Consider the following 25697-nt stretch of genomic DNA (forward strand, 5'->3'; position numbering starts at 1 on the left):
TAGACCTACATGGCGCACATACAGCGGCTGACGGCACGGACACGAGCCCGTTGGCAAGCATGCCGAGAGATGACGCACCCTCCACGACTCCCGAAGAGCGGTTGGGGGCAGCTGTGCGGCGACGCCGCAAGGCATTGGGAATGACCCTGACCGAGCTAGCGAAAGCCTCTCAGTTATCGCACCCCTTCGTGAGTCAAGTGGAGCGGGGGCGTTCAAGCCCGAGCATGGCATCGCTACATCGGATCGCCCAGGCGCTGGGAACTAACCAACCGTCGCTCATGGCAGAAGCTGATTCCGACAAACCCGATCCCGACGTTGGGCTCGTTCGTGCAGGGTCTGGCGTTCCGGTTTCGAACCCTGGTGGCACCGCCCGCACGATGGTTGCGGGCAGCCACTCTCTTTACCCGATGCTGTTCGTGGGTGCGCCTGAGGAATGGGGCGATTGGTACACCCACGAGGGGGAGGAATTCATACACGTGATTGCGGGGTCGATCCTGGTGGAAGTGGCGGACAAAGGCACTTTTGAGCTGCAACCTGGTGACACTCTCTACTACCCGGGCGGTGTGGCACATCGGTGGCGTGGCGTGCGCGGCTACGGCGCCGAGACGGCTCGGTTGCTCTTCGTGCAAGAAAGTAGATCCCGCTAGTTCGACCTTTGTCCGGCATCCCGCGCGATGTTGGTCATGGTTAACTCGGGCGTAACACGAAGGACATTCCAGGGAGCAATTACTGCCTAATGTTGTTAGGACTTACAAAATCTTAACGCAAGGAGTTGGTAATCGTGTGGAATGACCACGACACCCTGGCATTCGAATCGTTGTGCGCCGATGGAATTGCCTTTTATCCGGGGCTTTTGAGCGAGGACCGCTGCGGTGCTCTGCTGGAGGCAGTCTCATGGGCCCGCGCGAATCCCTCGCCCTCGTACCGACGGCTGTCGCCGGACGGCGCACCCGCTCTCGACAGCGACCTCTTCCGATGGCGAGATGTGCCCGAGATTCGTGACTTCGTCACCGACGACACGATGCTTCGCCTTGCGAGCGCCTACCTTTCAACTGACGATCCGATCATTCTTGAGGATCAGTGGTTCTGGTCTGAAGCAGGGTCGAGTACCGACAGCCCGTGGCACCAAGACGATCCCTATCACCCGCTAGACCGACCGTTCTTGACGATTTGGGTTCCACTTACCCCGGTGCCCGCCGGACTGGGGCTACGCGGCGTGGCCGGGTCTCATGAAGCGACGACCTTCGCGCCGGTTGAGTTCTCTGCCGGAGAGAGCACGCTCTCGACTGAGGCATCGTCCTTGGGAACTGTGCCCGACATTGATGGCCGCCCCGATCTTTACCGTGTGATCGACCCGGCTGGAGGAAAGGGTGACGCGGTGTTGCTCGATTCGCGCACGCTACACGCGGCAGGAGGATTTTGCGCCGACGACTTCGTGCGCCTGTCGATCCGATACGCTGACCCCGCGACAGTTCGACGTGGACGGTCATGGCCGACAGCAACTTTCTGGGATGCCTACGACTGGGCGGATGGGGATTCGCTTCCTTCCGTTGACTTTCCGCGGGCCTCCGCCCTTGTCGCTTCAAAGGAGCGGGCATGAGTTCGCCCCTCTACCGCACCCCTGATTCAGAGGTGACCGTAGGAATCGCATCGGTGCGCGATCGCTATGACGGACTGCGCCAAGATGTTGAAGACGTTCGCGGCGCGCCTGGTGCTGACGCACGGCTCTCTGCTGATGTGGCCCAGTGGTTGTACTCAGAGGCGCGCCTGCTCGATAACGAACGCTGGGAGGACTGGGCCGCGTCGTGCTGCGACGAGACGATTCTCTGGGTGCCGATTGACTCACGCACTCCCAACCCTGGGAGCGATCAAGCGCTCTTCCTTGATGATCGTCGGCGCCTCGACGAGCGAATCTGGCGATTCCTCGATCCCAATGCGTGGGCTGTTGTTCCCGGCGGCCAGGTTGTGCGCAGCGTAACGCGAGTCGAAGCCTGGCTCGATGCGAAGAAAACCGACGAAGTTCTCGTGTCCAGCTGCCTATCCATTCAGCATGTGCGCAATCAGTCCACGTTCTCGACGGCCGGTCATCAGGTGCACCGGCTGCGGCGAGCCACGGACAACAGCTGGACCTTGATTCAAAAAACACTTCTTCTCCCGCAGCTGGCTGCCGGAACCCCGCACCTTGGATGGTTGATGTGATGAGTATGCGCCCGGATTCTGCCTTTCGTTCGAGCGACCTCGATGGGATCATCGAAGAGATCGATCGTCTCGTGACGCCGGAACACGTGCACCGCCGGTTGTATACCGACGAAGCCATTTTTGACCGCGAGATGACCACCGTTTTCGGTGGATCGTGGACCTACGTCGGCCATGAGAGTGAGATCCCTCAGCCGAACAGCTGGGTGCGGCGAACCTTGGGGAAACGCCCGGTCATGCTCACGCGTTCTGCGAAGGGCGTCATCAACGTCGTACTGAACCGCTGCAGCCACCGAGGCACCCTCCTCGTTACTGAAGAAAAGGGCTGTGCGGCCGTTGTCACTTGTCCGTACCATGGCTGGCGATTCGGTGTGGACGGCAAGCTCAAGAACGTTCCCGTTCCTTCTTCATACGAAGACGTTCGCTCTGGTCGCTTCGATTTGGGACGTGCGCGCGTCGAGACATACCGAGGGTTTATCTTCGCGAGCCTTGCCCCCGAGCCGCCCGAGCTGATCGATTGGCTCGGCGCTGCCCGGCCCTGGTTTGATGAATACATCGACCGTTACCCCGGCGGCGAGATCGCGGTCCACGGCAGCCCATTGGTTTATGAGTTCAGGGCGAATTGGAAAGTGTCGTGGGACAACTCCGCTGACGGAATTCATGCCACGTTTGCTCACCGGAGTTACAACTTGCTCGGCGAAGAAGCGGACACAACGACGATTCTCGCGCGGAACCCTGCCACGACGTCGATTATCGCGAGGGCGTATCCCTATGGGCACTCAGTTGTCGACCAGAGACCGAGCATTCCTGCTGGACCTTGGGCCACAATGCGCCCGCTGCCTCTTGTTCAGGAGTTGCTTGATTCTCTGAAAGAGCGCGGGTTGTCGGACGAAGACACCTTGAACCTTGGTGCCGGCAGCATGGTCAATCTCAATCTGTTCCCCAATCTCATTTTTGTCGGAAACCAGCTCATGGTGGTAGAGCCGATCGCGGTCGATCACACGCGACTATCGATCTTCTTGCTGTCAGCACCGCAAGCGCCAGAGGAGACCGACCTCATCCGTCTTCGAGTTGAAGAGGACTTCATCTCGTTCGGAACACCGGATGACTTCGAGATGTTTGAGCGCATTCAAAGCGGACTATCCATTCCCGAAAGTGAATGGATAGATACCTCAAGGGGAGCCGCTCTGGACACCGAAGACCCCGTGGAAGTTGGAGTGCTTCTCGGAGATGTTGCCACAGAGGCGCCAATTCGGGGCTACCTGCAGGAATGGACGCGCCTGATGACAGCACGCCACGCTCTCGCTGCTGTTCCTCATGCACGAAAGGACGAAACAAAATGACTGCTGTCGCACCCGCAACGATGGACGCGAACAAAGCGATGATCATCGACTTTCATCAGCGACTCTGGGGAACCGGAGACCACTCGGCCATCGATGAGTACTTTCTTCCAGACGCTGTCGTTCACTTCAGCGGATTCGATGGCAGCGCGGTACAAACGGTGCGCGACGACGCTTCGCGGTGGTGGGGTGCTTTTGCTGACACGAGAACAACAATCCAAGACATCTTGGCTGACGGTGACCGAGTAATCGTTCGCTGGGATACGTCAGGACTGCACATGGGCCAGTACGGGAAGGTCGAGCCCACCAATAAGACGATCAACATGACAGGGATCGACATCTTCCGCATCGCAGATGGGCAAGTCGTCGAGTGCTGGTCGATGTGGGACGGCCTTGATGTATTTGACCAGATGGGTGTTCTCCCCGACCTCTGGTGAGTCTAGGGTCAACGTCCACGCACAAAAGCGCCACCCCAGGTCCGGGGTGGCGCTTTTGTGCGTGCTAGTGATGCGCTGCGACGGCCCAGACGGTCGTGTCGGGAGGCACGAGCCCGTCTTCGAGTCGACTGGTTGCGAGAATGATCTCGCCCACGGGCGGCTCGACAGGTGACGAGCCGGTGTTGGCCAGCACCGATACTGCGCCGGTGGTGAACGAAATGGTGGCGCCCCCATCGTGGGCGGACCATGAGAAGTGCCCCGCACCGAGTTGGTAATCGCGGCGCAGTGAAAGCGCCTTTCGATACAAAGAGAGCGTGGAGTCAGGGTCTGCGAGTTGCCGCTCGCGTGCGTATTCCCCCCAGTTGGGCGGCTGCGGCAGCCAGGCAGCGTCGGTTTGGTTGAAACCGAACGTTGATCCTTCGTTTGACCACGGCAGGGGAACGCGGCATCCATCCCTGCCGTATCGAGCTCCACCGGTCGTGATGAAGGCAGGGTCTTGTCGCGCTGCTGAGGGAATATCTATGGCTTCAGGTAGACCGAGTTCCTCGCCCTGGAACAGGTATGCGCTGCCGGGTAGTGCGAGCATGAGGGCTGTCGCCGCGTTTCCACGGCGCAGCGCGAACGCGGTATCAGGCAGATTCGGAGTTGTGGGACCGATGCCTGCGACCAGGTCAGAGCCGAGCGGGAATGCGAGCCGCGTCGCGTGGCGAACGACATCGTGGTTTGACAACACCCAGGTGCTGGGAGCGCCCACGGCATGGAACGCATCTAGCGAGGCATCTATCACTCGCCGCAATTGGGACGCATCCCATTCAGTGAAAAGGTACTCGAAATTGAATACCTGATGCATCTCGTCGGGTCGGGTCCAATTGGCGAGGCGCGCATGGGGGGTGACCCACGCTTCACCGCACAGAATGCGGTCGTCGTATTCATCGACCACGGTGCGCCACTCGCGCAGAATCTCGTGGACTTCGTCGCGACCGTAGTAAGGGGTATCGGCGAAGACATCCGTGGGATCTGACAGGTGATCGGGGAGGCCGGGGTCTTTTGCGATTCCGTGTGCAACATCTACTCGAAATCCGTCGACACCTCGATCCAGCCAAAACCTCAGAATCTCGACGAAACGATCACGTACCCAGCGATTCGTCCAGTCGAAGTCGGGCTGCGTGGTGTCGAAAATATGGAGATACCACTCTCCCGGCGTGCCGTCAGGATTTGTGGTGCGGGTCCAGGCGGGGCCCCCGAAACAGCTGGGCCAGTTGTTGGGGGGTATCTCGCCGTGTTCACCCTTGCCGTCGTGAAAGAGGTATCGCGCGCGTTCCTCGCTACCAGGGGCGGCAGCGAGCGCTTGCTGAAACCACTCATGCGCGGAGGAACAGTGATTTGGCACGAGATCAACGATCACCCGCAGGCCGAGTTCGTGCGCGCGGCGGATCATGTCATCGAAATCGCTCAGGGTTCCGAAAAGGGGGTCGACGTCGACGTAGTCAGAGACGTCATAGCCCCCGTCGTTTTGTGGCGACCGGTAGAACGGCGAAAGCCAGATAGCGTCGGCGCCGAGTTGAGATATCGACTCAAGGCGCGAGGTGATGCCGGGTAGGTCTCCCATGCCGTCGTCGTTGGAATCAGCGAACGATCTGGGATAGATCTGGTAGATAACGGCGGTGCGCCACCATCCACTCTCGTGCGGGTGATTCGGGGCAAGTTGACCGACTGCGGGGAGCACGGATTCCTCTCTAAGCAACCCAAAGATATTATCAGTGAAGATTTAGGCCTATCGCTCCTTGAGGAACGCATAGTGTGCCGCTGCGTGCTCCGCCGCAGACGGCTTTGAATGATGCCTCTTTGCCGCCACGATCGCCCGGTCGAAGCACTCCATGTACTCCTCTGTGGCGCCGATACTCACGATCTGGCGTACCTCTTCAAAGTAGAGTTCACCCGGGCTCACGTGGAAGTACTCCTTGTCGCACTCGAGTGATCGGAGCCCATCGGCAGTGACAGCGAAGTAGGGCTCCACGCGTTCCCACACCGGTACGTCGCTCACATCCCAGATGTGGGCATTGAAGCCATCGATGAGCCCCGTGGCCGTGATGACGATCGTTTGGCCCTCGGTGCCACTGGGAAGCATGAGGTGTCTGCGCACCTGAGCCAGGGCAGCGTCCACGATGACCCGCGAAGGCTCACCCGGTGGGCGGCTGGTCCCCAAGTGCGTTGCGATCTCGCTGGCATCTCGTTGCTTGACCGACGTAATGGTGTCCTCTACGGCATCGGCAAGCTTGCGCCGAGATATCGTGCGCTCAGGCGACAGAACCACGAACACCGGTGGGAGCTTCTCGCGGTACACCCAGTAGCACGCGGTCGAATAGAACGGCTTAATAATGCCTTGAGTCTGCTCTGTCGGCTCCTCGCCGTGAGCATCGGCATCTGACATGAGCCGAAAGGCGACCTGCGCATGCCGCAGTGCCTCGGTGGCAGGGCTAGTGGGGGCCATGAGTTCACCTCGAGGTCACAATGGCACGGTGCGGACAGCAACACCGTAGCGCGCGGACTTCAGCTCGTCTCAAGACCAGAGTTCTCGACGATATACACGCAAGGCGCGTGCATCTTCTCGGTTGAGGGATGCCACACCTCGCCGCTCAGCATTCGCGGCGGCACTGCGAAATACACCGTAATTCTGCGGCGACGCCGCGGCAAGAGATGCGAGCACTTTCTGCACGCGGAGACCGACCTCGATCATGCCGGCACCATCGCGCGCGATAGGACGAAACCCGTCTTCAGTCAGGTCTTCAATCGAGACGGGTGAGAGCCAAAGGTGCGGGTAGATCAACTCTTCGTCTCGCTCTTGCTCGGCCATGAGCGTGAACACTCGTTCGAGCGCCGCCAGAGCATCGATCGCGGTGCCCGGGTCGTTCGTCGCCGGCGAGAGTGCTCTGCTTCCGATCTCTGAGAGGGCGATCACGCCCAGTCGCGGATCCTGATCGTAGCTGCGGTGCGCCTCGACGTGGAAGGCATCTCGCAGTGCCTGGGTCGTGTCGTCGTTGAGCGTGCCGACCACGTATGCGAGCGGCGTACGCGAATTCGCCGTTCGGCCCGCTGTGGCCACGATGTACACGTGGATCGAGGCGGAATCGGCGACATGCTCGAGGGCGCCAAGGTCGATATGGGTGACGAAGCCGGGCGTTGTGGCATAGACCTGGTGGGCCGACGGCGGTATTGAGTGCAGGGGCTGAGCGCCAAGAGTCGGTCGCCGAGCGTACTGGGCGAGCGTGTCGCCCGCGGCTTTCTCAACCCGGCTGATGATGTCAGACATTCGACCGAAGTTGGCGAGGTGTGCGATCCATCGAAGCAACGTCACGATGATGATGACCACAACGACGAGGGTGCCAAGAAACAGCAGTGTGCGTGATTGTTCAGGGTAGTAGCCGGTGGAAAGGGCGACGATGCCCACGAGCGAGTAGGCGAAGCTGCCCACGAACGTCGACAGCACGTTTTGTGAAGTGCGGTCTTCGACGAGTAGTTGCGTCGCTCGCGGTGTGGCGATTCTCGCCGCAGACGAATATGCGGTCACCATGGCGGTCAACGAGAACGTCGTCACTGCCAGCATTGACGTTGCAAGAATCTGAAGGATCGAATCGATCGCGCCCTGGCCGAGATCGAGACTCGGTGAGAACGGCAGCAATGGTCCGATCCAGCCGATCAGCAAGGCATACGCGATGGCGACCAGCGTGAAGAGCGCGGCGCGGAACCATACGCGACGCGCTAAGCGACTGAGGAACACTTTTGCTGCGCTGATGATGAGACCTCCTCTGCGTTCACCTTACGACGCCATGGCTCGGTGCCTGCGGTTGCCGTAGTACCCATCGCAGATGTAAACTTGAGTCATGACGGCTCAACTTTTGAGTCTCACGATTTTTAGGAGCACGATGAACGCCACGCAGAACCCTGGACAGGAGGACGCGCGCAGCGCCCTCGAACAGTTTGGAATCGACCTCACTGAACGAGCCCGCCAAGGAAAACTCGATCCCGTAATCGGTCGAGACAGCGAGATCCGCCGCGTCAGCCAGGTCTTGACGCGGCGCACGAAGAACAATCCGGTGCTGATCGGTGAACCCGGCGTCGGTAAGACTGCGGTCGTCGAAGGACTTGCGCAGCGCATCGTCGCGGGTGACGTCGCAGAGTCGCTCAAAGACAAACAACTCGTCACCCTTGACATCTCGGCGCTCGTCGCCGGTGCGATGTACCGCGGCCAGTTCGAAGAGCGGTTGAAGAGCGTGCTCAAAGAGATCACCGAATCTGACGGTCAGATCATCACCTTCATCGACGAACTGCACGTGCTCATGGGCGCCGGCGGTGGTGAGGGCTCGGTCGCAGCATCCAACATGCTCAAGCCAATGCTGGCTCGTGGTGAACTGCGCCTGATTGGCGCGACCACCTTGAATGAGTATCGCGAATTTATTGAGAAGGATGCTGCTCTCGAGCGTCGCTTTCAGCAGGTCTACGTCGGTGAACCCACGGTCGAAGACACGGTCGCAATTCTGCGCGGACTCAAAGAGCGCTATGAAGCGCACCACAAGGTCGCTATCGCTGACGCCGCACTTGTTGCAGCCGCGGCGCTTTCACACCGCTATATTCCCTCGCGCCAACTGCCCGACAAGGCCATCGACCTGATTGACGAAGCAGCCTCCCGCCTACGCATGGAGATCGACTCGGCACCGCTTGAGATCGATGAACTGCGCCGTCACGTTGACCGGCTCAAGCTTGAAGAGCTCGCCCTGAAGAAGGAGAAAGACGACGCCTCGAAAGAGCGACTCGCCACGCTGCGCGAAACACTGCGCGTAGAAGAGGAACGCCTGGGCGAGCTGCAGGGCCGCTGGGAACGCGAACGTGCTTCGCTCAACCGTGTCGGCGATTTGAAGACCAAGTTGGATGCTGCTCGCATGGACGCAGAGCGCGCACAGCGTGAGGGCAACCTCGAGAAGGCGTCGAAGCTGTTGTACGGCGAGATTCCGGGCCTTGAGCGCCAACTGATCGACGCGGAACGTGATGAACCAGCCGGCGACCGGATGGTCGGCGACCAGGTGACCGAAGAAGACATCGCATCGGTGATCGCCGCGTGGACGGGCATTCCCGTCGGCCGGTTGTTGCAAGGTGAGAGCGAGAAGCTGCTGCATCTCGAGGCCGAACTCGGCAAACGCCTGGTCGGCCAAAAAGATGCCGTCACGGCCGTCTCTGACGCAGTGCGGCGTTCGCGCGCAGGCATCAGCGATCCGGGCCGACCCACAGGCTCATTCTTGTTCCTTGGCCCGACGGGTGTCGGCAAAACCGAGCTGGCGAAAGCGCTCGCCGAGTTCCTGTTCGACGATGAGCACGCCATGGTGCGCATCGACATGTCGGAGTATGGCGAGAAGCACTCGGTCTCACGACTGGTCGGTGCTCCTCCGGGTTACGTCGGCTACGAGCAGGGTGGGCAGCTGACCGAGGCTGTGCGACGCCGGCCATACTCGGTGGTGCTCCTCGACGAAGTCGAGAAGGCGCATCCCGAGGCGTTCGATGTATTGCTGCAGGTGATGGATGACGGCCGCTTGACGGACGGTCAGGGCCGTACCGTTGACTTCACGAACGTGATCCTGGTGTTGACGTCAAACCTTGGTTCGCCGCTGCTTATCGATCCGACGCTTTCGATTGAACAGAAGCGCGAAGGCGTCCAGGCGATGGTGCGCCAGGCGTTCAAGCCTGAGTTCATCAACCGTCTTGACGACATCGTGATCTTCCAGGCGCTGACAGAAGACGACCTCGCGCAGATCGTTGAGCTCTCGGTTGACGCCTTGCAGCGCCGGTTGTCCGAACGCAGATTGACGCTTGCTGTCACGCCGGATGCGCGGGCATGGCTCGCGGAGCGCGGCTATGATCCCATGTTCGGCGCACGGCCGCTGCGGCGACTGATCCAGACTGAGATCCAGAACCGCCTCGCAACCGCGCTGCTGTCGGGCGGCGTGCGCGATGGCGACACCGTTCGGGTTGACGTGGCCGTAGACGGCAGCGGGCTGGCACTGACGAGCGCCGCGGGCGAGTAGCTACTAGCCGGCGTTCACCTCGTCGCGCCAGCGCAGCAGGGGAGTGAGCTGGGCGAAGTCGAAGTCGGGACCATCAAGTGCCGGAATGAAGAAACGAAATCCGTGGTCGTGGAGCTTTGACACACCGCCGTCTTCGAGCATCGGACCAAAACCGCGAATCGTGAACCCGGTCGACAGCTCAATGTCGGCCGGGTTTCGGCCTTCCGTGCGGCACCATTCGTGCAACACGTCGATCTTGTGGGGCAGTTTGTCGAGCGGCGTGAATGTGTGCCAGATGTCGGCGTGCTGTGCCACCATGCGCAGCGTCTTCTGCTCGCCTTGGCCGCCAATGAGAATCGGGATGTGACGCGTCGGCGCCGGGTTGAGCTTCGCCCACCGTGCTCGTACGCAAGGCAAGTCGGCAGCGAGATCGTTGAGTCGGCTTCCGACGGTGCCGAACTCGTAGCCGTACTCTCGGTAGTCCTGCTCGGCCCATCCTGAGCCGGTGCCGAAGATCAATCGACCTACGCCGTCAGCGCCCGCACTGATGTGGTCTACGGTTCGTGCCATGTCAGCTTGAAGATCCGCGTTGCGGTAAGAGTTGCAGTTGACCAGCGGACCAAGCTCCACCTTCTCGGTGAGCTCCGCGATGGACGCGAGCATCGTCCACGCCTCGTAGTGTTCCGCGTCGAACGGCTCGGTCAGCGGAAAGAAGTGGTCCCAGTTGAAGATGGCGTCGACGCCAGCGTCTTCAGCGCGGCGCACGGCGTCGCGGATGGTGGCATAGCTTGCATGCTGAGGTGCGAGCTGCACCCCGATGCGAACAGGACGATGATCAGCGGGGTGAACGGTCATGATTTCAGCGTAGGCCGGTGAGCAGAGTCTCAGGGTGCCTCACAATGGGAAAGATGATCGTCTTGCGTGCGCTCTGGGGATCGACGCACCCCGGCCCAACCCTGGTAGTCACCGCACTCGCCGTTGCGCTCGGCATCGCCTCAGGACTCGATCCCTGGCGAGTGTGGGTGTTGGCGGCCGCTGTTTTCGCCGGTCAGGTGTCTGTGGGTATATCCAACGACGCCCTAGATGTCGTGCGCGACCGCATAGTGTCGCGCCCAGACAAGCCCATCGCGCGGGGAGATATCTCAGAGCGCGGAGCCTGGGCCGCTGCCTTCATCGCGCTGGGTGTGGCGCTCTTGCTGTCTGCACTCCTGGGCGTAGGCATGTTGGCAGCGCACGCCCTGGCCCTCGCTTCCGCGTGGGCGTACAACGCCGGCATGAAGGCAACTCGCGCATCGATTCTCCCGTTCTTGGTGAGTTTCGGATTGTTGCCCTCGCTTGCCACGCTTTCAGCGGTGTCGCCGTCCTTCGCCCCGGCATGGGCAACGTTCGCTGGCGCGGCACTTGGCGCGGCCGTGCACCTGACAAATGTGCTGCCTGACCTTGACGATGACGAGCGCACCGGAGTGCGCGGGTTGCCGCACCAGCTTGGATCGCGCCTATCGACGGTGCTCGCGGTTGTGGCTGTCATCGCTGGCGCGATCGCGGTGCTCATCGGACCCGCACACAGCGACCTCGCTGCGGTGCCCACGGTGTCGTGGCTGTTGTTCACTGCGGCGGTCTCGGTTGCGATCATCACCCTGCTTCAGGCGTTTCGTCGAACACCGTCTCGCACGCTCTTTCGCCTTGTGATGCTCGCTTCGTTGCTGCTTGCCACGCAACTGATTGCATCAGGTGCGGCCCTAGCGTCTTAGCTGGTGCCGTCTCTTCCCTGATGCCGTCCGTCGCCGAGGCTGCACCGCGGACCTCATGCGTCTTTGTCGAGGCCCATTGAGTACGCATGGGCGAACAGGTTGCCTGTTCTCGAAAGCATGGTGCTGACCGCCGCTCTTCGCACTTGATCGGCCGCGGGATGGAGGGGTCGACCCAGCCGCGTGTTCATCGAGGCGAGAGCTGCGGCACGTCGGGCTGATGTCACGCGCCGGCGTTCCCAGCGCTCGAGTTCGTCTTCGGGGGCTGCGCCAGAACGAACCCATTGTGTGAGCAGGGGTGCCAGCGTTGCGGCATCGAGTAGGCCGAGGTTCATGCCCTGCCCGCCAATTGGGCTCACCTCGTGGGCGGCATCTCCGATGACGAACAGTCGGCCGTGACGCAAATGAGAAGCGACGAACCGGCGCACGCCGAACGACGTGGCTGTCTCGACCGCCGAGGCTGATTCTGCTCCCTCGCGTGATGCCACTACCTGCCGCAACCTGCTCACCCGCGCGGTTGCGTCGTCAGGGAGTTCGTCATCCCAAGCCACGTATCGCCGGAACCCATCGGGCAGCGGAAATGACTCCAGTACACCCGAGGAATCGAGGTGGACGACTGCGGTCTGCGGGTCGGCGAACGGGCCTGCGACTGCATCCGTCATCACGTAGCGATCGCGATAGATACGAGTCGAAATCGCGCGGCGTCGGAATACGAGATCGCGACCGGAGCTTCCAGAAGCGACCACTACGAGAGGAGAACGCGATTCAGTGATCCGGCCCTCGATGCGGGACCGCACGCGCACCCCCGATTCGTCGGGTTTCAGGCCAACGACGTGCGCACCGCGCAACGGGGTTGGTGCGCGCGATGCAAGCACCTGCTCAGTAGCGGCTTGCGGCAATGTGGCCACGAACCCGAAGCGACTGCGCGAGCGGTCGAAGTTCACGAGGCCTAGCCTCTTTCCGCGTGAGCGCGCTTCACCGCGCCAGACCCGCTGTGCATTTTCGAGCAGTTCGTCGGTGATACCAGAGCTCTCAAGCGCTGTCAGCACGGGGGCATGGATCCCAATCGCGCGACTGCCGGCTCCGGCTTCTGTGCGACGCTCAAGCACCAACACTTCAACTCCCGAACGCGACAGTTCGGCGGCGAGGAGCATGCCTACCGGCCCCGCGCCGACAATGACGACGTCAGGCATGGCCTAATCGCGAGGCGAGCAGTCGAAATGCGCTAGGAGTGTCGACAGCCCATTCTTTGCCGAGCACGCGTGAGAGCTCGGCGCGACGAAAGCTTCGACGGATCGAGCGGAGGCCATCAGTGCGCAGAAACGTTCCCGGGGCGAGTGGAGTGATCCCGACGGCGTACAGCGCGTAGGCGGCGCGACTGCGGGCGATATCAGAGTGCAGCACGATACCAGTCGACAACTGCGCTGACGCGTCGGCGAAGTCTCGGATCTGAACAGAGTCGAGGTGATGAAGCACGTGGTTCGACAACACGGCGTCAAACCTTTCGCCACCGCGCAGCAAGTCGTCGGCGTCAGCGGCGCGGAAGGTCACCCCTGGTGGGTGAGGTCGCTCGTTCGCAGCACGCAACGCGCGGGGGTCAGGGTCGGCGCCAACCCACTCGACGTCAAGCCCGTCCGTTTCGGCCAGCGCGGCCAGACGGAGCACGATATCCCCTCCGCCCGAGCCGAGGTCGAGTACCCTCGCTGGACGACGAAGCCCGACGAGGAAGGGTGCGAGATTGCTGCGGTAAACCGTGCCCCAGCCGGAGATGAGTCGGTTGACGGTGTGGAATCGACGCAGTGTTGCGCGAAGTCGTTCAGGGTCACACTCCGGGTCGTCCATCAGTTCACGCAGTTGTTCGTCGCGGATGCTGAGGGTGGTGCGGGTGCGGGCAGTCATGCTGTGGCTGACCGCTTCGTGAGAAGCGCCGACTCAACAGTCAGCCCTGGGCCGAATGCGAGTGCACACACGCTGTCACCGTCGCCGAGCTCTTCGTTGTGGAGCATCTCGCGCAAGATGAAGAGGAGCGTTGCGCTCGACATGTTTCCGTACTGTCGCAATACGGCGCGTGAGGAGTCAATCGCGCGCGGTGCGAGATCCAGCCCGGTTTCGACGCGGTCAAGAACGCTCCGTCCACCGGGGTGCACTGCCCAGGCATCCGGTTGTGCGTCCACGCCGAGAAAGGCATCGACTGCACCGCGGATCTCGCGGCCGATGATGCGCGGCACCTCTGCCGAAAGTGTCATCTCGAAGCCGGCGTCGCCGATCGTCCAGACCATGTCGCTTTCGCCTTGCCCGGTGAGGGTGGTCGCGAAGCGCTCCATATCTAGTCCGCCGTGGCGCCCCAGCTCCGCGCGTGCCGATACGATCGCGGCACCCGCCCCGTCTGCGAACACCGATGCCGCGACGATCTGCTGGGGGTCGTTCGATGCCCGCACGTGCAAGGTGCATAGTTCTGCACACACCACCAGCACCACGGCATCGGGCTGAGCCGAGGTGATCCGCGCGGCAAGGCGAAGTGCAGGGATAGCAGCGGCGCAGCCGATGAAGCCCAGGTGATACCGCTCGACCGTGGCAGCCAGCCCGAGGTCGCGGACGAGTCGGTAGTCGGGACCCGGGGCGAAAAACCCGGTGCACGAGACTGTGACGACATGGGTGATGTCTTCGGCGTTCACGTGTGCTTCTGCGATGGCATGCGCAGCCGCACGCGCCGAAAGGTCAGGCGCGACCGCGGTGTACACGTCGTTTCTGGTTCCAGTGCTCGGAATCAGAAGTTGTTCGTCGACCACGAAATCAGGGCCCCGGTGCGCAGATCCTCCGCCGGCGGGTTCGGCGGTGGCATCACCCAATTGGGTCAGCACCGTATGTCGGTAGTCGATGGCAGCAGCGTCAAATGAAGCGTGGATGAGTCTCTGGCTGAGTCGGTCTGTGCCGGGTTGAGACGTCAAGAAGTCGCGTATCCGCGTCTGCGCCACACGAGTAGGGGGCACCGCCGTGGCGAGGGAGAGGATGCGCGCCGTCATACTCCCCACCTAAGCACGCACAGTCGGTGCGTGGGTCGCGCTTGCGACGTGGGCCCCCACCGGCTAGGCATTCACTGGACGTGAAACTCTGCGATTTTTCACCGCAGAGCCCCACCGGCGCAGCATCCACTCGCCCTTAGCCTGGGGGCATGACCATCGCGACGGCTGACCTCTATGACGAACGTGGTGAAGCGCTCGACTCGCTCTCGCTACCCATGCTTGACCTCGGCGGGCACGTGAGTTTTGATGGCCCGATTCGTACCGTGCGTTGCCACCGCGACAACGCATTGGTCAAGGCGATGCTCGCGACACCGGGCGAAGGCGCGGTGCTCGTCATTGACGGCGGCGGCTCTCTGGAGTCTGCGCTTGTGGGAGACCTGATCGGTGCATCAGCCGTCAAGAACGGCTGGGCGGGTGTGATTGTCAACGGTGTCATTCGAGACCGTGAAGCGCTGGGGATGCTGCCGCTCGGCGTCAAAGCACTCGGCAGCAACCCACGCAAGAGCGCAAAAGACGGGGTGGGTGAAGCCGACACGGATGTCGTCATCGCGGGGGTGCTGTTCACACCCGGCAAGCACGTGTGGGCAGATGCCGACGGAGTGCTCGTCGAGCGCTAGGCCCCGAGAATCAATTCGCTGACCGGACGCCGCACCCGAGGAGCGACTTCGCGCTCAGCAAGTGCCTCGGGAAGGCTGCCAGCCTCACCAATCTCGCCGATCGCAATTGCCGTCATCGGAGTGAAGCGCTCTGAAAGATCGAATGCGCTGCGCACCGCATCGCGGTCGAAGCCGCCCATCTGGTGCACGTGAAGCCCGTCGTGATGTGCTTGCACGCTCAGGTGTGCCACTGCCTGGCCAAGATCGTAGGCTGCGAATCCGATCTCTGTGCCGTCTTCGGCGGTGGTCTCTGCAACAGCGATGATGAGCGCTCCCGCATTGGCTGCCCACGCCTGGTTGAAGCCCAGAAGCGACGCGACCAGAGTGTCGTGTGCTGTAGTGCCCCGGCGGGCGACGATGAAGCGCCACGGTTGCAGGTTGTGTGCAGACGGCGACCAGCGGGCGGCTTCGAGCGCGCTGGCGAGCTTGATCTCATCGATGTGGGCCGCGGCATCGAATGCGCGCGGGCTCCAACGACCGGCCAATACGTCCAAGACGGGACTATCGGTCTTAGCGAGGCGGTCAGAAGTGAGCACAGTTCCGTTGGTCATCGGAGTTCCTTCAATCAATGGATGCTGCTCGGGCGCCGGTGACCGCACTTTCGATAACAACATACGCACGCAGGAATTCCCTGCATGCGGCATCCACAATTACCGAACGGCTCTAGACAACGACACCGAAGCAGAGAATGCTGGCGAGCGAAGCAAGCGATGTCATGCAGAAAGAGGGACCCGCCTAGAGCTCGGGCCACGCCTTCGGCCCTGACGAACCGGCGGGATAGTCCTCGAGCGGCACCTGATCGGCGGCCCATGCCTCAAGCACCGGCTGCACGATGTGCCAGCACCGCTCGGCGGTATCGCCACGCACCGAAAGCGACGGATCGCCGTCGATGATGCCCGCGAGTACTTCGCTATAGGCTCGGCGCTCACCTTCGCTGAAGTCTGCTTCAAGAGTGGCGCGATCGAGGTGAAACGGTGCGCCGGGGCCGTTGAGGTTGAGCTCGAGCGCCATCTTGTCGGCACCGAGCGAGAGACGAAGCACCGATGGTTCGGTAGAGCCGTCGAAGCCGGATGGCAGCAGCGACACTTGTCGGAAGCGAATGACGATCTCGCTGCACTTTTCGCCGAGCCCTTTGCCCGAGCGCAGCGTGAACGGCACGCCGGCCCAGCGATGCGTGGCTACGGCAAAGGTGACCTCGGCAAGAGTCTCAGTATTGCGAGAGACATCGACGCCGCCCTCATCGACATAGTTCGGCAGTTCGCGACCGTTGATGGAGCCGGCGGTGTAACGGGCGCGGCGCGAGTTGGCCGCGGGGTCGTGGTTCCACACGCTGGTGGCGCGCAGCGCGGTCGCTTTCGCTTCACGAAAGTCCGCGGCATCTAATGTGGCGGGCGGATCCATCGCGACGATCGCGAGCACCTGCAGCAGGTGGCTCTGGATCATGTCGACCATCGCGCCCGCCTTGTCGTAGTACCCAGCGCGGTTTTCTAGCCCCAGCGTTTCGTCGTAGCGAATTGCCACAGATTCAATGTGCTCGCTTGACCAGACCGGCTCGAAGACGCGGTTGGCGAATCGCAGACCGAGCACGTTAAGCACGGTCGAGCGCCCGAGAAAGTGGTCGATGCGATGCACCTGCTCTTCGGGCACCACTCGCGTCAGCTGTTCATTGAGCACCTTCGCGCTCTCTTCGTCGGTGCCGAAAGGTTTCTCAAGCGCGAGGATGAGTCCGTCGGGCAGGCCGACAGATTCAAGCGCTGTGCATGCCTTCGCGGCAATGGCCGGGGGCACTGCGAAGTAGAGCGCCACCGTTCCCGAGCAGGTGCCCAGCAGAGCGGCGAAGTCTGTTGAGTCGGTGATGTCGCTCTTGCGATAGCGAGCGCCTTTGAGTATCGCGTCGACGGTGGCGCCCGCGGCATTGGCGGTAGCGAACGAGTCGGCGACTACCGAGCGCCACTTCTCGTCTGTCCAGTCGTCCATCCCGGCGCCGACGAGGTGCACCGTGCGGTCTGGTTCTTCGGTGAGAAGCTGACCGAGCGCCGGCAACAGCAGCCTGAAGGTGAGATCGCCAGAGGCGCCGAGAATGCACAGGGTCGTTTCCGAGTCCGTCATGCCGCCCACCTTAGCCGCCGGGCCTTTCGGGCATGTATCGGCCCGGCGCTGCCGCGCAGACTGACACAATCGAACCCATGGCTTCACCGATCGAGGACTACGCAATTCTCAGCGACTGCCACACCGCAGCTCTCGTCTCGCGCGAGGGCAGCATTGATTGGCTGTGTCTGCCCCGCTACGACTCCCCGTCGACGTTTGGCGCGTTGCTCGGTGACGATAGTCACGGCAGATGGATGCTGCGCCCCACCGACCCCGACGCTGAGACGACCAGGCACTACGACGGCGATGGCTTCATCTTGGTCACGCGCTGGCAGACATCGTCGGGCATCGCGGAGGTCATCGACGTGATGCCGCACGGCGATCGTCGCGCGGACGTGCTGCGACGTGTGCGTGGCATCGAAGGCACCGTTGAATTTGAACAGGAACTGCGGGTGCGCTTCGACTACGCACGGGCAATGCCCTGGATGCGCCAGGCGGGCACCGATGACGCGCCCGCTCTGGTTGCAACGGCCGGGCCCGATGCGCTCGTTGTGCGGGGCGCTCGCCTCACCGCGTCGGACCACGCGCACCGCGGCACAGTCACTGTTGCGGCTGGCGAGCAGGTAGACCTGACGCTGACATGGTTTTCTTCGCACAAGGATGTTCCCGCCCCGATTGATGTCGATGCGGCGCTCGCCAGCACCGTCGCCTGGTGGTCGAAGTGGGCGGAGGGCATCGAGCACGCGGGCCCGCACCACCGCGAGGTCGTGCGATCGCTGCTCGTTCTTCGAGCGCTCACCCACGAAGACACCGGCGGAATCGTCGCGGCGGCGACGACGTCGCTACCCGAGGACTTCGGAGGCGTGCGCAACTGGGACTACCGCTATGTGTGGCTTCGCGATGCATCGTTGACGCTGGAAGCGTTGCTTGATCATGGCTTCGTTGAAGAAGCGCAATCGTGGCGCCGTTGGTTGTTGCGCGCGATTGCGGGTAGCCCGGAAGACCTGCAGATCATGTACGGGCTCTCGGGTGAGCGTGACCTGACAGAGCGCACACTGGATCACCTTCCCGGCTATGACGGAGCAGCTCCGGTGCGCATCGGCAACGGAGCAGTCGACCAGTATCAGGCCGACGTGATCGGCGAGGTCATGGTCGCGCTTGAAGCGGCGCGAATGGCCGGGGTCGATGAGACCGAGTTCTCATGGCCGTTGCAGCGGGCGTTGCTCGATTTCGTTGAGCGCAACGTCGACCGTGCCGACAACGGCATCTGGGAGATCCGTGGCGAACCTCGCTACTTCACCCACTCGCGCGTGATGATCTGGGCCGCGTTCGATCGCGGTGCGCGAGCCGTGCGAGAGTTTGGGCTTGACGGCGACGCGGAGCGCTGGGAAGCGCTGCGCGATCGGGTGAGAGCAGAGATCGACGATCGTGGCGTCGACCACGAAGGCGGGCACTTTGTGCAGACCTATGGCTCGACCGATGTGGATGCCGCGCTGCTGTTGCTGCCGCAGGTTGGCTTCTGCGAGGCGGACGACCCTCGCATGCTGGCGACGGTTGCCGAAATGGAGCGCACGCTGCTCCACGACGGACTGTTGCATCGCTATCGCACCCAGACGGGCGTTGATGGTCTGCCCGGCGACGAACACCCGTTCTTGGCATGCTCGTTCTGGCTCGTCGAGCAGTATGCGGCTAGTGGGCGACTGCACGATGCGCGTCTGCTCATGGACAAGGTCTGCGGTCTCTCAAACGATCTCGGGTTGCTGTCGGAAGAGTATGACGTGACGTTGCGGCGGCACGCGGGCAACACCCCCCAAGCGCTGTCGCACCTCGCCCTCGTGCGCGCGGCTGATGCGCTCGTCGGTCACAGTGGCCGCGCGGCGCACAAGAAGAACGCGTGAAGCGACGGATGCCTCACCCCGCGCTCAGCGCAGGGTGAGGCATCCATTCGTGTGTGTGTTTAGAGTTCGCCGAAGCCCTGCGCGACGAGGTTCTCTAGCTCGCCGATCACTTCTGTGGCCTCGGGTCCGGTCGCGTCAATGCGGACTTTGGCGCCCTGCGTTACGCCCAATGACATGAGCGAGATCAACGAAGCGCCCGAGGCCGGCGCCTTGCCGCTGCCGAGGTCGGTGATGGTTACCTTGGCGTCATAGCGACCCACAGTCTTGACGAACACCGCCGCCGGGCGCGCATGCAAGCCTGACGGATTGCGAATCACGCCAGTGAACACAGCGTCGCCGTTAGTTGCGGGTGCTGCTGGTGTCGCGGATTCCGGTGTCGGTGCGGCGGCCGGTTCAGCCGAAGCTTTCGTGCCGGGCGCACCGTCGAGCTGTGCGATCTTGCCATCGAGAGCCCTTCGCACTTCAGCATCCACGTCATCGAGTGAGGCGCCACTTCCCGCGACGACGACGGCCGCGATCAGCCCTTCAACGAAGGGGGCATCGCTGAGACGAACGGCAGCATCGCTGCTGACAAACTCCAGAGCCATACCGGCGCTCAGAATCGCTGAGCCCAGGTCCATCAGCACGAGCACGCCATCGGGCGAGGCGACTTCATCGATGGCGGCGGCAATTGCCACCGCGTCGGTTCCCGTCGAGCCGTCAGAAGTGCCAGCGGCGATGCGCACTGTTGGTGGGGCTTCTCCGCCCATTTCGAGAGCAAGATCCACGGCCGCCTGCGCGAGCGCGGGGGAGTGTGAGACGACAACAATTCCGATCATGTCATCCTCCTAGCGCGTCGCTGAGGGCGCGGAACAGCAACGTCGTCGACGCGGCACCCGGGTCAAGGTGCCCGGCGCTGCGGTCACCGAGGTAGCTTGCGCGACCCTTGCGGGCCACCAGCGGAATAGTGGCGTCCCGCCCCACCTCGGCAGCAGCCAGTGCCGCTGCCGAGGCTTGAGCAGCGGACTCGCCCGCAGTCACGGCGGCATCCCACGCGTCGATCGCGGGAGACATCGCGTCAAACATGGTCTTGTCGCCCTGCTCGGCTTTTCCGCGCGCAACGATTCCGCCGAGACCAGCACGCAGTGATGCGGCGGTACCGGCAGCATCCAGAGCTTTTACGGCGCCAGCACTCATGCCGAACCGCAGGAAGAAGGTGCCATACAGCGGCCCGCTGGCTCCGCCGACGCTGGTCACGAGCGTCATACCAACAGCCTTGAACAGGTCTGCGATGGTCTCGAACTCTTCGGAGTCGAGCTTTGCAGCCACGGCACTCATGCCGCGTGTCATGTTGGCCCCGTGGTCGGCGTCGCCGATCACCGAGTCGAGCTCGGTGAGCTCGGTCTGGTGTTCGGTGACGAGCGCCTGGAAGCGGCGGAGCCAATCGGTCAGTTGGTCGATCGTGACATCAGTCATGGTGGTTCTTCTCTCTTCGCTTTGCTTCTCAGGCGCCCCAGCGCAGGCCGGGCGTCACAACAGGAGCATCCCATAGGCGCAGCAGCTCGTCATCGGCCTTGAGTACCGTGAGCGAGCAGCCGGCCATGTCGAGGCTCGTGATGTAGTTGCCGACAAGGGATCGAACTGCCTTCACGCCGGCTTCTTCGAGCAGTGCGGCGACCTCTCCATACATGAGGTAAAGCTCGATGAGGGGAGTGCCGCCGAGACCGTTGAGCATGACGATGGCGTCACCGCTGGCATCGATATCGTGAAGAATCGGCTCGACCAGCATCGCGGCGACCTCTTTTGCGCTTGCCATGGGCACACGGTGGCGACCGGGCTCGCCATGAATGCCGACGCCCACCTCCATCTCGTCGTCGGGCAGGTCGAAGGTCGGTTTTCCGGCTGCAGGAACGGTGCAGCTGGTGAGCGCGACACCCATCGATCGACCGCTCGCATTCACGCGCTTTGCGAGTGCGACCACGGCATCGAGGTCGTAGCCCTCTTCGGCGGCAGCTCCAACGATCTTTTCAAGAAGAACGGTTGTGCCTACGCCGCGGCGACCAGCGGTGAATGTCGAGTCTTCGACGGCCACGTCGTCATCGACGATGATGGATTCAACGCGCACGCCTTCAGCAGCGGCAAGCTCTGCGGCCATCTCGAAGTTCAGTACGTCGCCGGTGTAGTTCTTGACGATGTGAAGCACGCCAGCACCGGAATCGACCGCCTGTGTGGCGGCGAGCATCTGATCGGGCGTGGGCGAAGTGAACACTTCGCCCGCGCACGCGGCGTCGAGCATGCCGGTTCCGACGAAGCCGCCGTGCAGCGGTTCGTGGCCGGTGCCGCCGCCCGAGAGCAGCGCAACCTTGCCCTCTCGCGTTGGCGTGCCGCGATAGATCACACGGTTCTCGTGGTCAACGCGCAGCTCGGGGTGGGCGGCTTCGACGCCTTTGAGTGAGTCGGCGAGCACGGCTGCGGGCTCATTGATGAACTTCTTCATTTCAGTTTCCTTTGAGAGTGAGAGTTAGGCGCTGGCGACGGGCTCAGCGGCTGCGGACTCGACCGCGGTAGCGCGGTCGGCTGCGGTGTGGGCCACGATGCCGAAGAGCACACCGGCTGCAACGCCACCGAGCAGTTCAGCGATCAAATAGACGGGAAGCTGCTCCCAGGCGATCGTGCCGCCAGCGATCTGCTGCACCAGCATGGGTCCGATCGTACGAGCAGGGTTGATCGAAGCACCGGTAATCGGCGCCACGGGGATGATTGCGGCGAAGACCACGAATCCGATGACGAGACCTGCCCAGCCGAGAGCCGCTTTGCGGTAAATGACGCCGAAGACACCGAACACCAGAAGAAAAGTGCCGACGAACTCTGCGAAGAAGGCTTGAGTCCATGGGATGTCAGCGCCATAGGCAGCCACGCCCAGGCCAAGGTCGCTGGCTGCTTGACCCATGACACCAAGGATGACGACGGCGCCGATGATCGCGCCCAAGACCTGAGCGATCATGTACGGCGCGACGAGCTTCCACGGGTGTTTGCCGGTCACGGCGAGGGCCAGGGTCACGGCCGGGTTGATGTGGTTTCCCGAGATGTAACCGAAGATGTATACCGTCACGACGACGATCAGCGCGAACGACAGTGAGATGAAGCCGAGTTCGGCGCCGGTAAACGGCTCACCGCCTCGAGCCAGGGCTAGCGCGGGCACAGAACCCACACCGACAAAGACGAGCATTGCGGTTCCGATGAGCTCGGCGGCGAGTTTCTGCCAGAGCTTGTTTTCATCATCCATGAGGTCTCCTTTGAACTGGATGCGTCGAACTACTTTCGACATTATCGAATAATGGCCGGAAAGTGGGAGGCTGTCAAGGGGTCGATATGAATGCGCTATCGTTCACCACGTGCTCTTCCGCGGCATAGGAGGTGCGGGCATGATTCAGTCAATCGATCGAGCAGCGAAGATTCTGTCGAGCCTTCAGGGTGCTCGCCACCTCGGAATCACCGACCTTGCAGCAATTCTCGAGCTTCCCCCCTCAACTGTTCACGGACTCGTCAAATCGTTGCAAGAGCACGGACTCGTCGCAAAAGAGCCGGGCACGACCCGCTACATGCTGGGGCCCGCGCTGCTCAAGCTGTCGAACGTCTATCTCGATACGCTCGACGTGCGTGCGCGCGCTATGCGTTGGACGGCCGAGCTTGCTCGCCGCACAGGCTGTGCTACCCGGCTTGGAGTGGCGCTGTTTGACGAGGTTATTGTGATCCACCACAATCGTCGGCCTGACGGGTCGGAGCAGATGCCCGAAATCGGCGTGACGATTCCCGCCCACGCCACAGCGCTCGGCAAGGTGCTGCTGGCCTATGACCCCCACGTCGCCGATCCGCTACTCGCGGGAGAGCTGCGCAGTCTCACGGGTGCGACCACGACTGATCCTGCCGCGCTGGCCGTGCAACTCGCGCAGGTTGTCGAGCGTGGCGCAGCGCATGACGAAGACGAGGCCATCCTCGGCGAATCATCCATTGCCGCACCGATTGCTGACCGTTCTGGTCAGGTCGTCGCAGCGATTTCGGTCGTCATGCCCACCAGCGAATACCCGCCTGGCGACACGGTGCTCAATGACTTGCGCGAGGCCGCTCGCAACATCTCGCGTGAACTGGGGGCTCCGAGTTGGCCGCCCGCGGTGGCGCAGCGAAGATCAGACGACTGAAGTAGGTCAGACGACTGAAACGGCAGCGTCCGATCGCGGCTAAGAGCTGAGTGCGTCGCGAAGCTTCACGCGCGCGCCCATTCGCAGCAATGAGTTCTGATAGATGCGTGCGCCTATGGCGATCGCCGCGACACATGTTGCAATGAGGATTGCCAGTGACAGCAGCGGCTCCCACCACTGCGCTTCACCGAGGAAGAGTCGCAGGGGCATGCCGACGGGAGCCGAGAACGGCACGTACGACATGATCTTGAGCACCAGCGGATTGTCGAAGAAGAAGATCACCAAGAAGTACGGCGCCATGATGAGCAGCGTCAAGGGCGTCGTGGTGGAACCGATGTCTTCTTGCCGCGACACCATGGCCGCAGCAGCGGCGAACAGCGATGCGAGCAAGACGAAGCCGAACAAGAAGAACACCGCGAACCACGCAATGGGGCCACCCAGCCCGCGCAACAATTCAGTTTGGCCGGTGACGGTGAGACCCACGATGGCGATCGACGCGAGGATCAAGACTTGACCCATGGCGAGCACCGTATTGCCGATCACCTTGCCGGCGAGCAGTGCCCTGACCGGAATGGCTGAGATCAGCAACTCGACCACACGCGTCTGCTTTTCTTCAACAACGCTCTGTGCGATCGTTCCGCCAAAGAGGGAGGCGGCCATCAGGAACACGATCCCGAAGCCGATCGCGGCAAGGTAGCCAAGTGCCGTGTCTGTGTCGCCCGGGTTGAGTACCTCGACCGGTGGCACCTGGGCGAATGTCAGCAGCAGGGTGCTGCCCGCACTTTCGTCGGCGATGAGGGTGAAGCCCACGGGCGACGACGCGTCGGCAACCACCGCAGCATCCACGTCGCCACTGGTCACCAGCGACTCGGCCGCAGTCCGGTCAGCAACTTCGGTGACATCGAGTCCGGGCACATCTTGTACGTACTGCGTCGCGTCGGAGGTGACTGCGACGGGGGTACCCGACGTGGACGCGCTATTGGCGGAGAACCCCAACCAGATCACGCCGATCAACGCGCCGACGAAGAGGATTGCGGTCGAGATCACGAATGCCTTGCTGCGCAGCTTCGAACCAATCTCGCGTTCGGTGACAAGGATCACACTCTGTGCAAATGGGGGCGCAGCGACATTGACGTCGGTGTTCACTGGATTACCTCCTTGAAGATCTGGGCGAGCGAGGGATGCTGCGGCGCGAAACTTGCGACGTCGCCGAGCTCGACAGCGCGGCGCAGCACGCGCTGGGCGACCTCATCGGAGTCGGCGTCGAATAGGGCGTAGCCGCCGTCGAATTCGAGCACCTTTACCCCCGGGTCGTCGCGCAACCAACCGGCGTCGACACGAGAGACCAGCTCAAACCGGCGGGACGAATGCTGGGCACGGAGTTCGTCGCGAGAGCCAGCGGCGCGAATGCGTCCGCCGGCGATTATCACGAGGTCATCGCAGAGGCGCTCGACGACATCGAGCTGGTGTGATGAGAACAACACCGCAGCTCCGGACTTTGCGCGTTCGTGAAGCACTCCCGCGACAACGTCGACGGCGAGTGGGTCAAGGCCCGAGAACGGTTCATCGAGAATCAGCACCTCAGGATCGTGCACTAAAGCGGCGGCGATCTGTGCTCGTTGCTGGTTGCCGAGCGAAAGCGTTTCAACGTTGTCAGCAAGGCGCTCGCCGAGGCCGAGCTTCTCAAGCAACGCTTTCGCTCGCGCTGAGGCATCGGACTTCGAGAAGCCATGAAGGCGTGCGAGGTAGGTGATGTGCTCGTGCACCTTCATCTTCGGATAAAGCCCGCGCTCTTCGGGCATGTACCCGAAGCGGCGGCGGTCACCCGTGGCGAGCGCCGCGCCGTCGAGTGCGATGGATCCGCCGTCTCTGCCGAGCACCCCCAGCACGATGCGCATGGTTGTCGTCTTGCCAGCGCCGTTTCCGCCGACGAACCCGGTGAGGCGTCCGGGTTTGACGGCAAATGAGACGTCGTCGAGGGCGAGACGTTCGCCGTAGGACTTCGTGATCCCTGTCAGTTGCAGCATGGTTTCAACGCTAGGCCCGACGCCTCGACCGGGCCTCCCCCGTGAGGGGGAAA

25 protein-coding genes and 1 pseudogene are annotated in these 25697 nt (G+C 62.4%); 11 read left to right on the forward strand and 15 right to left on the reverse strand.

The window, feature by feature from the left end; all coding sequences use genetic code 11:
- Nucleotides 1-59 precede the first annotated feature (59 nt).
- The 6 genes and pseudogenes from AB0O81_RS09185 to AB0O81_RS09210 form a co-directional block, all read left to right on the forward strand.
- Nucleotides 60-275: pseudogene (locus AB0O81_RS09185) on the forward strand (helix-turn-helix transcriptional regulator); the annotation flags it as partial.
- A 3-nt stretch (nucleotides 276-278) separates the two neighbouring features.
- Complete coding sequence (locus AB0O81_RS09190; RefSeq protein WP_363583938.1) at nucleotides 279-647, forward strand: cupin domain-containing protein; 369 nt, start codon at nucleotides 279-281, stop codon at nucleotides 645-647.
- A 134-nt stretch (nucleotides 648-781) separates the two neighbouring features.
- On the forward strand, nucleotides 782-1600 hold the full coding sequence (locus tag AB0O81_RS09195) for a phytanoyl-CoA dioxygenase family protein (RefSeq protein WP_363583479.1): 819 nt from the start codon (nucleotides 782-784) through the stop codon (nucleotides 1598-1600).
- Entirely contained in the window at nucleotides 1597-2199 is a 603-nt protein-coding gene (locus AB0O81_RS09200) for an aromatic-ring-hydroxylating dioxygenase subunit beta (protein ID WP_363583481.1), read from the forward strand. Before AB0O81_RS09195 ends, AB0O81_RS09200 begins: the two co-directional genes overlap by 4 nt.
- A complete protein-coding gene (locus AB0O81_RS09205; protein ID WP_363583483.1) occupies nucleotides 2199-3539 on the forward strand; it encodes an aromatic ring-hydroxylating dioxygenase subunit alpha in 1341 nt (446 codons plus the stop codon). The genes AB0O81_RS09200 and AB0O81_RS09205 overlap by 1 nt, the downstream gene beginning before the upstream one ends.
- Nucleotides 3536-3973, forward strand: coding sequence for an ester cyclase (locus AB0O81_RS09210; RefSeq protein WP_363583485.1), 438 nt, complete (start codon nucleotides 3536-3538; stop codon nucleotides 3971-3973). Before AB0O81_RS09205 ends, AB0O81_RS09210 begins: the two co-directional genes overlap by 4 nt.
- A 64-nt stretch (nucleotides 3974-4037) precedes the next feature.
- On the opposite strand, the gene AB0O81_RS09215 is transcribed toward AB0O81_RS09210, so the two are convergent.
- The 3 genes from AB0O81_RS09215 to AB0O81_RS09225 all read right to left on the reverse strand — a co-directional run bounded on the left by AB0O81_RS09215 (nucleotide 4038) and on the right by AB0O81_RS09225 (nucleotide 7751).
- Nucleotides 4038-5699: a glycoside hydrolase family 13 protein gene (locus tag AB0O81_RS09215; protein WP_363583487.1), complete on the reverse strand. Its 1662-nt coding sequence runs from the start codon at nucleotides 5697-5699 to the stop codon at nucleotides 4038-4040.
- Between the two features lie 48 nt (nucleotides 5700-5747).
- On the reverse strand, nucleotides 5748-6464 hold the full coding sequence (locus AB0O81_RS09220; RefSeq protein WP_363583489.1) for a hypothetical protein: 717 nt from the start codon (nucleotides 6462-6464) through the stop codon (nucleotides 5748-5750).
- Nucleotides 6465-6533: 69 nt separating this feature from the next.
- Nucleotides 6534-7751 carry a DUF2254 domain-containing protein gene (locus tag AB0O81_RS09225; protein WP_363583491.1) on the reverse strand — a complete coding sequence of 406 codons (1218 nt, stop codon included), beginning with the start codon at nucleotides 7749-7751 and terminating at the stop codon, nucleotides 6534-6536.
- Between the two features lie 145 nt (nucleotides 7752-7896).
- Between AB0O81_RS09225 and AB0O81_RS09230 the strand changes: the two genes are divergently transcribed.
- Nucleotides 7897-10047 (forward strand): AAA family ATPase, encoded by a 2151-nt coding sequence (locus AB0O81_RS09230; protein WP_363583493.1) that lies wholly within the window; start codon nucleotides 7897-7899, stop codon nucleotides 10045-10047.
- Nucleotides 10048-10050: 3 nt separating this feature from the next.
- Here the strand turns inward: AB0O81_RS09230 and AB0O81_RS09235 are convergent, their stop codons facing one another.
- Nucleotides 10051-10881, reverse strand: a complete 831-nt coding sequence (locus AB0O81_RS09235) for an LLM class F420-dependent oxidoreductase (protein WP_363583495.1) — start codon at nucleotides 10879-10881, stop codon at nucleotides 10051-10053.
- Nucleotides 10882-10934: 53 nt separating this feature from the next.
- Here AB0O81_RS09235 and AB0O81_RS09240 point away from each other — a divergent pair, with 53 nt between their 5' ends.
- A complete protein-coding gene (locus AB0O81_RS09240) occupies nucleotides 10935-11777 on the forward strand; it encodes a UbiA family prenyltransferase (RefSeq protein WP_363583497.1) in 843 nt (280 codons plus the stop codon).
- A gap of 53 nt (nucleotides 11778-11830) precedes the next feature.
- Here the strand turns inward: AB0O81_RS09240 and AB0O81_RS09245 are convergent, their stop codons facing one another.
- From AB0O81_RS09245 to AB0O81_RS09255, 3 genes are read right to left on the reverse strand one after another with little or no spacing between them, the layout of a single operon-like run.
- The gene (locus AB0O81_RS09245; RefSeq protein WP_363583499.1) at nucleotides 11831-12967 is read right to left on the reverse strand and encodes an NAD(P)/FAD-dependent oxidoreductase; all 1137 of its coding nucleotides are present in this window, start codon (nucleotides 12965-12967) and stop codon (nucleotides 11831-11833) included.
- Entirely contained in the window at nucleotides 12960-13673 is a 714-nt protein-coding gene (locus AB0O81_RS09250; protein WP_363583501.1) for a methyltransferase domain-containing protein, read from the reverse strand. Before AB0O81_RS09250 ends, AB0O81_RS09245 begins: the two co-directional genes overlap by 8 nt.
- Nucleotides 13670-14797, reverse strand: coding sequence for a type III polyketide synthase (locus AB0O81_RS09255; RefSeq protein ID WP_363583503.1), 1128 nt, complete (start codon nucleotides 14795-14797; stop codon nucleotides 13670-13672). The genes AB0O81_RS09250 and AB0O81_RS09255 overlap by 4 nt, the downstream gene beginning before the upstream one ends.
- Before the next feature lie 149 nt (nucleotides 14798-14946).
- Here AB0O81_RS09255 and rraA point away from each other — a divergent pair, with 149 nt between their 5' ends.
- Entirely contained in the window at nucleotides 14947-15414 is a 468-nt protein-coding gene (rraA, locus tag AB0O81_RS09260; RefSeq protein ID WP_363583505.1) for a ribonuclease E activity regulator RraA, read from the forward strand.
- On the opposite strand, the gene AB0O81_RS09265 is transcribed toward rraA, so the two are convergent.
- Both AB0O81_RS09265 and AB0O81_RS09270 read right to left on the reverse strand, forming a co-directional pair.
- Nucleotides 15411-16004: a nitroreductase family protein gene (locus tag AB0O81_RS09265; RefSeq protein WP_363583507.1), complete on the reverse strand. Its 594-nt coding sequence runs from the start codon at nucleotides 16002-16004 to the stop codon at nucleotides 15411-15413. The two genes, rraA and AB0O81_RS09265, sit on opposite strands and share 4 nt — an antisense overlap.
- A 184-nt stretch (nucleotides 16005-16188) precedes the next feature.
- Entirely contained in the window at nucleotides 16189-17562 is a 1374-nt protein-coding gene (locus tag AB0O81_RS09270; RefSeq protein ID WP_363583508.1) for a glucose-6-phosphate dehydrogenase, read from the reverse strand.
- Between the two features lie 77 nt (nucleotides 17563-17639).
- Between AB0O81_RS09270 and AB0O81_RS09275 the strand changes: the two genes are divergently transcribed.
- Nucleotides 17640-19439, forward strand: a complete 1800-nt coding sequence (locus tag AB0O81_RS09275) for a glycoside hydrolase family 15 protein (RefSeq protein WP_363583509.1) — start codon at nucleotides 17640-17642, stop codon at nucleotides 19437-19439.
- 59 nt (nucleotides 19440-19498) lie between these two features.
- On the opposite strand, the gene dhaM is transcribed toward AB0O81_RS09275, so the two are convergent.
- Genes dhaM through AB0O81_RS09295 form a run of 4 tightly spaced genes read right to left on the reverse strand, consistent with a single transcriptional unit; the run spans nucleotide 19499 to nucleotide 22704 of the window.
- Complete coding sequence (gene dhaM / locus AB0O81_RS09280; protein WP_363583511.1) at nucleotides 19499-20257, reverse strand: dihydroxyacetone kinase phosphoryl donor subunit DhaM; 759 nt, start codon at nucleotides 20255-20257, stop codon at nucleotides 19499-19501.
- Between the two features lies 1 nt (nucleotide 20258).
- Nucleotides 20259-20894 (reverse strand): dihydroxyacetone kinase subunit DhaL, encoded by a 636-nt coding sequence (dhaL, locus tag AB0O81_RS09285; protein WP_363583513.1) that lies wholly within the window; start codon nucleotides 20892-20894, stop codon nucleotides 20259-20261.
- 28 nt (nucleotides 20895-20922) lie between these two features.
- Complete coding sequence (dhaK, locus tag AB0O81_RS09290) at nucleotides 20923-21915, reverse strand: dihydroxyacetone kinase subunit DhaK (RefSeq protein ID WP_363583515.1); 993 nt, start codon at nucleotides 21913-21915, stop codon at nucleotides 20923-20925.
- 24 nt (nucleotides 21916-21939) lie between these two features.
- Nucleotides 21940-22704 carry an MIP/aquaporin family protein gene (locus tag AB0O81_RS09295; protein WP_363583517.1) on the reverse strand — a complete coding sequence of 255 codons (765 nt, stop codon included), beginning with the start codon at nucleotides 22702-22704 and terminating at the stop codon, nucleotides 21940-21942.
- Nucleotides 22705-22843: 139 nt separating this feature from the next.
- On the opposite strand from AB0O81_RS09295, the gene AB0O81_RS09300 reads away from it, so the two are divergent.
- Nucleotides 22844-23617: an IclR family transcriptional regulator gene (locus AB0O81_RS09300; protein ID WP_363583519.1), complete on the forward strand. Its 774-nt coding sequence runs from the start codon at nucleotides 22844-22846 to the stop codon at nucleotides 23615-23617.
- 39 nt (nucleotides 23618-23656) lie between these two features.
- Here the strand turns inward: AB0O81_RS09300 and AB0O81_RS09305 are convergent, their stop codons facing one another.
- Together AB0O81_RS09305 and AB0O81_RS09310 are read right to left on the reverse strand one after the other, a co-directional pair.
- A complete protein-coding gene (locus AB0O81_RS09305) occupies nucleotides 23657-24763 on the reverse strand; it encodes an ABC transporter permease (RefSeq protein ID WP_363583521.1) in 1107 nt (368 codons plus the stop codon).
- Nucleotides 24760-25644 (reverse strand): ATP-binding cassette domain-containing protein, encoded by an 885-nt coding sequence (locus AB0O81_RS09310; protein ID WP_363583523.1) that lies wholly within the window; start codon nucleotides 25642-25644, stop codon nucleotides 24760-24762. Before AB0O81_RS09310 ends, AB0O81_RS09305 begins: the two co-directional genes overlap by 4 nt.
- Nucleotides 25645-25697 lie beyond the last annotated feature (53 nt).

The organism is Microbacterium sp. NPDC076911 (genome assembly GCF_040687125.1).
In the GTDB taxonomy this organism is placed as follows: Bacteria; Actinomycetota; Actinomycetes; order Actinomycetales; family Microbacteriaceae; genus Microbacterium.